Origin of the sequence: Aquabacterium sp. (assembly GCF_030652515.1) — a bacterium.
Lineage (GTDB): Bacteria > Pseudomonadota > Gammaproteobacteria > Burkholderiales > Burkholderiaceae_C > Aquabacterium.
This window is the reverse complement of the sequence record NZ_JAUSAR010000180.1, coordinates 32,630-39,315: the sequence shown is the minus strand read 5'-3', so window position 1 is coordinate 39,315 and position 6,686 is coordinate 32,630. Positions and strand designations below refer to the sequence as shown.

The window sequence follows — 6,686 nt, the reverse complement described above, 5'->3', positions numbered from 1 at the left end:
GGTCTCAGAAAGGCATCTTGGGCATGCCTTTCATGCCCCCCATACGCTTCATGAGTTTCATCATGCCGCCGCCCTTCATCTTCTTCATCATCTCCTGCATCTGCTCGAATTCCTTGAGCATGCGGTTGACGTCCTGAACCTGCACACCTGCGCCGGCGGCGATGCGGCGCTTGCGCGTGGCCTTGATGAGTTCGGGCTTGCGGCGCTCCAGCTTGGTCATGCTGTTGATGATGCCTTCCTTGCGGCGCAGGTCGCGCTCGACCTTGTCGGTGTCCACCTGGCCGGCCTTGGCCGCCATCTGGGCCGGCAATTTATCCATCAGGCTGGACAGGCCGCCCATCTGCTTCATCTGCTGAATCTGCGAGAGAAAGTCGTTCAGATCAAAGCCGTCGCCGCTTTTGACTTTGGCGGCCAGCTTCTGCGCCGCCTCCATGTCCACACCCGCGCTCACCTGCTCGACCAGCGCAACGATGTCGCCCATGCCCAGGATACGGCCCGCGTGGCGCTCGGCGTCGAACACTTCCAGGCCGTCGATTTTTTCGGACACACCGGCAAACTTGATCGGCGCGCCCGTGATCTGGCGCACCGACAGCGCCGCGCCGCCGCGCGAGTCGCCGTCCAGCTTGGTCAGCACCACGCCGGTCAGGGGCAAAGCATCCTTGAAGGCCTTGGCGGTGTTGATGGCATCCTGGCCCTGCATGGCATCGACCACGAACAGGGTTTCAACCGGGTTCAGCAGTGCATGCAACTCCTTGATTTCAGCCATCAAGGCTTCGTCAATGGCCAGGCGGCCTGCCGTGTCCACCAGCAGCACGTCGAAGAAATGCTTGCGCGCGTGGTCGATGGCGGCGTTGACGATGTCGCGCGGCTTTTGATCAGGCGTGGAGGGGAACCACTCGGCGCCCGCCTGGCCGGTCACCATCTTGAGCTGCTCGATGGCGGCCGGACGGTACACGTCGGCGGACACCGTCAGCACCTTTTTCTTGCGCTTTTCAATCAGGTGCTTGGCCAGCTTGGCCGTGGTCGTGGTTTTGCCCGCGCCCTGCAGACCGGCCATCAGGATGATGGCGGGCGGTTGCGTGGCCAGGTTCAAATCGGCCACGCCATCGCCCATCGTGGCAGACAGCTCTTTTTGCACCAGGCTGACCAGCACCTGCCCCGGCGTGAGCGAGGCCACCACCTCCTGGCCAAGCGCCTTGTCCTTGACGCGTGCGATGAAATCGCGCACCACGGGCAAGGCCACGTCGGCCTCGAGCAGGGCCATGCGCACCTCGCGCAGCATGTCCTGCACATTGGTCTCGGTGATGCGGGACTGCCCGCGCATGGTTTTGACCAGGCGGCTCAGTCGTTCGGTAAGGTTGGATGCCATGGAGATGCGGTGAAAGCGATGATGCGCGAAGCTGGGGGCCGGGCAAACATGCCCGGGCGACCTTAAACTGTGTGGATGATTCTATCGCCCGCCTCTTTGACCTTCTGGCCCAGTGCCATCGCCGTGCTGGCCTATGGCCTGGCCAGCGTGCTGCCCGAAGGTGAAGGCCAGACCGTTGCCGCCAGGAATCGACGCGTCTGGGCCGCCCTGGCACTGGCATGGCTCGCCCACGCCGTGTCGATTGTTCTGGACACGTTTTCCTGGAACAGCGCCCACCCTGCCGCGCGCTTTGGGTTCGCACCCGCCTTGTCGGTCACCACCTGGTTGGTGCTGGCGGTCTACGCCGTTGAAAGCCACCGCCTGGGCCTGCCCGCAGTGCGCCGCGCATTGGCCTGGCTGGCGGCCGCCACGGTGGCTTTGTCCTGGGCATTCCCGGGCCAGGAACACCCGGGCAGCGGCTCACCATGGGCGCCCTTGCACTGGATCTCGGGGTTCGCGTCCTATGGACTGATTGGCGCGGCACTGATGCATGCGGCCTTGATGCGCGTGGCCGAAAAACAGTTGCGCGCTCGCCCCGGCTCCCCTTCTGCCAAGCCCATCTCGCTGGCCACGCCGCAGGCCCTGGGCATGCCTTTGCTGAGGCTGGAATCCCTCACCTTGCGTTTTGTGGCGGCGGGTTTTGCCATGCTGACGCTGACCTTGGTGCTGGGCATCTGGTCATCCAACCCCTGGCACTGGGATCACAAATCCGTGTTTTCGGTGCTGTCCTGGCTGGTGTTTGCCATCTTGCTGGTGGGCCGCTACCAGTTTGGCTGGCGAGGCCGCCAGGCCGTGCGCTGGCTGTACGCGGGCTCGACCTTGCTGCTGCTGGCTTACGTGGGCTCTCGCTTCGTGATGGAAGTGGTGCTGCACCGTCCTGCCATCGTCTAAAAGAGCACCATGATCAAATATTTGCTGCTGGGTTTCTTGGTCGTCTTGCTTTACTACGTGTGGCGCCGCCCACGCTCCAACACACCCAGGGCGCCCGGTCAGACAGCGCCGTCGCCACTGCCTCAATCCATGGTCGAGTGCGCCCACTGCGGCGTGCACATGCCTGCCAATGAGGCCTTGCTCGGCCAGCGGCCTACCGGGGCCGATTACTTTTGCAGCGAGGATCATCGCCGCGCGGGTCCTCGCGCTCACTGATGCCTCGACCAACCTCCCCTTCAGACCAGGCATGGCGAGACGCTGCCGGGCCCTTGGGCGCTGAAACCCAAGGCTCCTGGTTTGGAGGCCACGGACACGAGGACGATGCCGCCACCATCGGCGCCGAGTCCCCGCTCATCGACAAAGCGCCGCCCTCACTGGCCAGAAAGACTGGCAAAGAGCGCAGGCCTCCCTCGTTCTTTCGCATTTACCGGGCCTTCCTGACCGCGCGCGCCGTGCTCGCGATCCTGCTGATCGGGATCACTGCCGGTGCCTGGTTGCTGGGCAACCGCCCCTCGCCCTGGGTGCTGGGGCTCACCTTGTCTTACAGCGTCCTGACCTTGGTGGTGTGGTCGTGGGCCACCAGGCACCCGCCCAAGGACCCCGATCAGCGCAACCTCAAACACCGCCAGGCCCTGGCCACGATCGGCATCGACCTGACCGCCTTTGCCTGGCTCAACTTCTTGACCGGCAGCAACCTCAACTCGCAGGCCCTGCTGGCCTTGCCCGTGTTGATGGCCGCCATCCTGATGCCCCGCATCATGTCCCTGGGCGTGGCGGCCGCCGCCACCTTGAACCTGCTGGCCGCCGCCTGGCTGCAATCGGCCGAAGGTGGCAACCTGTCTTCACTGATGACACAAGCGGGGCTGACCGGCTTCGGGCTGTTCGCCGTGGCCGTGATGGGCAGTGAACTGGCCGGCCGACTGGCCCGCGAAGAACGCACCGCCAAAGGCAGCCTGGAGTTGGCCCGCCAGCAAGCCCAACTCAACCGGCTGGTGATTGAAGAGATGGCCGAAGGCGTGATGGTGACCGACCGCCAGGGCCGAGTGCGCACCGCCAACCCGGCCGCACGCCGTTTGCTGGCCGTGCAAGGCAGCACCCCGCCGCCGCCTTTTCAGTTGCGCGGCGTGCCCGCCTGGCGCCCCTTGGTGCAAGCGGTTGAGCAAGCTTTCGCCAACCCCCTGCATGCCGATGCGGGCCAGGAACTGAGCCTGCGGTTTGACGACCAATCCAGCCGCGCCCTGCGCCTGCGCGTGCGCTTCACCAAGGGCCGCGACGGCCAGGCCATCGAAGACGTCTGCGTGATGTTCATCGAAGACCTGCGCACCGTGATGGCCCGCCAGCGCCAGGACAAGCTGGCCGCCATGGGCCGCATGTCGGCGGGCATCGCGCATGAGATCCGCAACCCCTTGTCCGCCATCGCCCAGGCCAATGCCCTGCTGGGCGAAGACGCCGCCACGCCCACCCAAAAGCGCCTGACCCAAATGGTGGCTGACAACGTGGCCCGGCTCAAAAACATCATCGACGACGTGCTGGCGGTGGCGCCCGGTTTGCGCCCCCCTGCCCCCGCGATCGACCTGCTGGAAACCGTGGCCGCCATCTGCAATGAATGGCGCCAGACCGAAGGCCTCGCAGCAGGGCCCGACAGCTTGTGCGAAGTCGATTTGTCCGCCTGCAAACCCCGTATCGGCCGCCCCGCCCCCAAGGTCCGCTTCGAGCCTGATCACCTTCACCGCGTGCTGGTCAATTTGCTGGACAACGCCCTGCGGCACAACAGCGGCCAGGCCGGTGCGATCCTGGTGAGCCTGCAATGGCCAAGGGGCCTGGAAGGCACCGGCCCACTGGTGTTGTCGGTGCGCAGCGATGGCGAACTCATCAGCCACGACACCGAACAATCCCTGTTCGAACCCTTCTTTTCCACGCGCAGCCGAGGCACGGGACTGGGCCTGTATATTTGCCGGGAGTTGTGCGAGCGCCATGGCGCCAGCATCGACTACCGCCAGCATCCCGGCGCCGTGCGCCACCGCAACGAGTTCTTCGTGACGATGCCCCTTGAACCGCCCATCACCGCATGACCGCTCCGACCCTCTACAGCCTGCTGGTCGTTGACGACGAACCCGACCTGCGCACCTTGTACGAACTCACGCTGCTGCGCGAGGGCTACGACGTGGAAACGGCGGGCAATGTGACGGAAGCCTGGCAGCACCTGCAAGACCGCACCTACAGCGCGATCATCACGGACATGCGCCTGCCCGATGGCACCGGCCTGGACCTGCTGCGCCGCATCGACGCCGCAGGCCGCCGAGAAAAAACCATCGTCATCACCGCCTACGGCTCAGCCGAGAACGCTGTCGAAGCGCTCAAGGCCGGTGCCTACGACTACCTGACCAAGCCCGTTGATCTGCGCCAGTTCCGCGCCGTGGTGTCCTCGGCCTTGGGGCGCACGCCCTCATCGGCCCTGCCTGCCGCAGCCTCTGTTCAAGAACCCACCGCCAGCACCCCACTGGCATTGCACCGTGGCGCCCGCAAGCCCGAGGCCACCGCGCTTTCTAGGATGGTCGGCAACTCTGATGCGCTGCAGCATGTGCGTGGCCTGATCGACAAGGTCGCGCGCAGCATGGCCCCTGTGTTGGTCTGGGGCGAATCAGGCACTGGCAAAGAGCTGGTCGCCCGCGCCATCCACGACGTCAGCAGCCGCCACCATCAGCCTTTCATCGCCGTCAATTGCGGCGCCATCCCCGAACAACTGCTCGAAGCCGAGTTCTTCGGCTACCGCAAAGGCGCCTTCACCGGCGCCAATGAAGACCGCGAAGGCTTTTTTCAGGCCGCGCATGGCGGGTCTCTGTTCCTGGACGAGATCGGCGATCTGCCCTTGTCCATGCAGACCAAGTTGCTGCGCGTGATCCAGGAGCGCGCCGTGCGCCCGGTCGGGGCCGTGGCCGAAGTGCCGGTGGATGTCCGCATCATCAGCGCCACCCACAAGGACTTGGCCGCCGAAGTGGCTGCCAAACGCTTTCGCCAAGACTTGTTCTACCGGCTCAATGTCATCCAGATCCCACTGCCCGCCTTGCGCGAAAGGCTTGAAGACCTGCCCAGCCTGTGCCTGCGCATCCTGGAACGCATCGCTTCGGAATCAGGCTTGAGTGCGGTACCGCAGCTGGGCCGAACCGGCCTGGTCACCTTGCTCAACCATCCCTTCCCCGGCAATGTCCGCGAGCTGGAAAACATCCTGCACCGTGCGGTCACCTTGAGCGGCCACCAACTGATCGAAGCCGACGATCTGGGCTTGCCCCATGCGCCGCTGAATGTCACTGACGACATACTGAAGGCCGACGTCCTGGCACCGCCTCCCATCAGCGGCAGCAGCCCGGAGGCACCGCCAGCCGTGCTGGCCGCCCCAACTCCACCGCCCCCCGCATTGCCCTCCGACCTGGTGACCCACCTGGACCAGGTCGAGCGCGACATCCTGGTCCTGGCACTTGAAAAATACCGCCTGAACCGCACCGCAGCCGGCGCCAGCCTGAGCCTGAGCCTGCGCCAGATGCGCTACCGCATGGCCCGCCTGGGTGTGAAGGTCACCGACCAAGGCATCGTGCTCGGCGAACGCTTCGACCCAGAAGCCGACGCTGAATGAACACACCCATGGCCCAGAACCTCTGGCCGCAAGGCTGGTGCCCATCAGCCCGCCGCATCGATTCACCCAACTTCGGCCCTCGCCCGCCCGGTACCGCCATCGACCTGGCCATCATTCACTCGATCAGCCTGCCCCCCGGCATCTATGGTGGCGACGAGATAGAGCGCCTGTTCACCAACCGCCTGGACTGGGATGCCCATCCCTACTTCAATCAGATCCGAGGCGCCGAAGTCTCGGCCCATTTCGTGATCCGCCGCGATGGGGAACTGCTGCAGTTCGTGTCTGCGAATGACCGCGCCTGGCACGCCGGCCAATCGTCGTGGCAAGGCCGCGACAACTGCAACGACTACGCCATCGGCATCGAACTCGAAGGCCTGGAAGACCACCCTTTTGAAAGGGTTCAATACCAGGCCTTGGCCGACCTGTTGCAGCAAGCCATCAAGGCCTACCCGATCACGCAGGTCGCAGGCCACGAGCACGTGGCGCCTGGCCGCAAACGCGACCCTGGCCAAGCCTTTGACTGGGCCATGTTGCAGGCCCTGCTGGGCTGGGATCGATGCTGCTTTCCGGCCGATACCACATCCCCTTGAACATGCCCAGACAGGGCTGCCCCGATCGGCAATTTCCCTGAATTAACCCCCCGATTGCGGGGGCGGGCAAAAATAGCGTTATAGTCACACCCAGACGCTACCTGTAGTGCCCAAGGCACCTCAAAAC

General features: G+C 64.8%; 6 protein-coding genes. 5 read left to right on the top strand and 1 reads right to left on the bottom strand.

The window, feature by feature from the left end; all coding sequences use genetic code 11:
* Window positions 1-4 precede the first annotated feature (4 nt).
* A complete protein-coding gene (ffh, locus tag Q7V20_RS20720; protein WP_304795491.1) occupies window positions 5-1,369 on the bottom strand; it encodes a signal recognition particle protein in 1,365 nt (454 codons plus the stop codon).
* 75 nt (window positions 1,370-1,444) lie between these two features.
* Between ffh and Q7V20_RS20715 the strand changes: the two genes are divergently transcribed.
* Genes Q7V20_RS20715 through ampD form a run of 5 tightly spaced genes read left to right on the top strand, consistent with a single transcriptional unit; the run spans window position 1,445 to window position 6,559 of the window.
* Window positions 1,445-2,299 carry an inner membrane protein YpjD gene (locus Q7V20_RS20715; RefSeq protein ID WP_304795489.1) on the top strand — a complete coding sequence of 285 codons (855 nt, stop codon included), beginning with the start codon at window positions 1,445-1,447 and terminating at the stop codon, window positions 2,297-2,299.
* Window positions 2,300-2,308: 9 nt separating this feature from the next.
* On the top strand, window positions 2,309-2,554 hold the full coding sequence (locus Q7V20_RS20710; RefSeq protein ID WP_304795487.1) for a PP0621 family protein: 246 nt from the start codon (window positions 2,309-2,311) through the stop codon (window positions 2,552-2,554).
* Complete coding sequence (locus tag Q7V20_RS20705) at window positions 2,554-4,410, top strand: nitrogen regulation protein NR(II) (protein WP_304795485.1); 1,857 nt, start codon at window positions 2,554-2,556, stop codon at window positions 4,408-4,410. The genes Q7V20_RS20710 and Q7V20_RS20705 overlap by 1 nt, the downstream gene beginning before the upstream one ends.
* Window positions 4,407-5,969 carry a sigma-54 dependent transcriptional regulator gene (locus Q7V20_RS20700; RefSeq protein WP_304795483.1) on the top strand — a complete coding sequence of 521 codons (1,563 nt, stop codon included), beginning with the start codon at window positions 4,407-4,409 and terminating at the stop codon, window positions 5,967-5,969. The genes Q7V20_RS20705 and Q7V20_RS20700 overlap by 4 nt, the downstream gene beginning before the upstream one ends.
* 8 nt (window positions 5,970-5,977) lie before the next feature.
* Window positions 5,978-6,559: a 1,6-anhydro-N-acetylmuramyl-L-alanine amidase AmpD gene (gene ampD, locus Q7V20_RS20695; RefSeq protein WP_304795481.1), complete on the top strand. Its 582-nt coding sequence runs from the start codon at window positions 5,978-5,980 to the stop codon at window positions 6,557-6,559.
* Window positions 6,560-6,686: the final 127 nt, after the last annotated feature.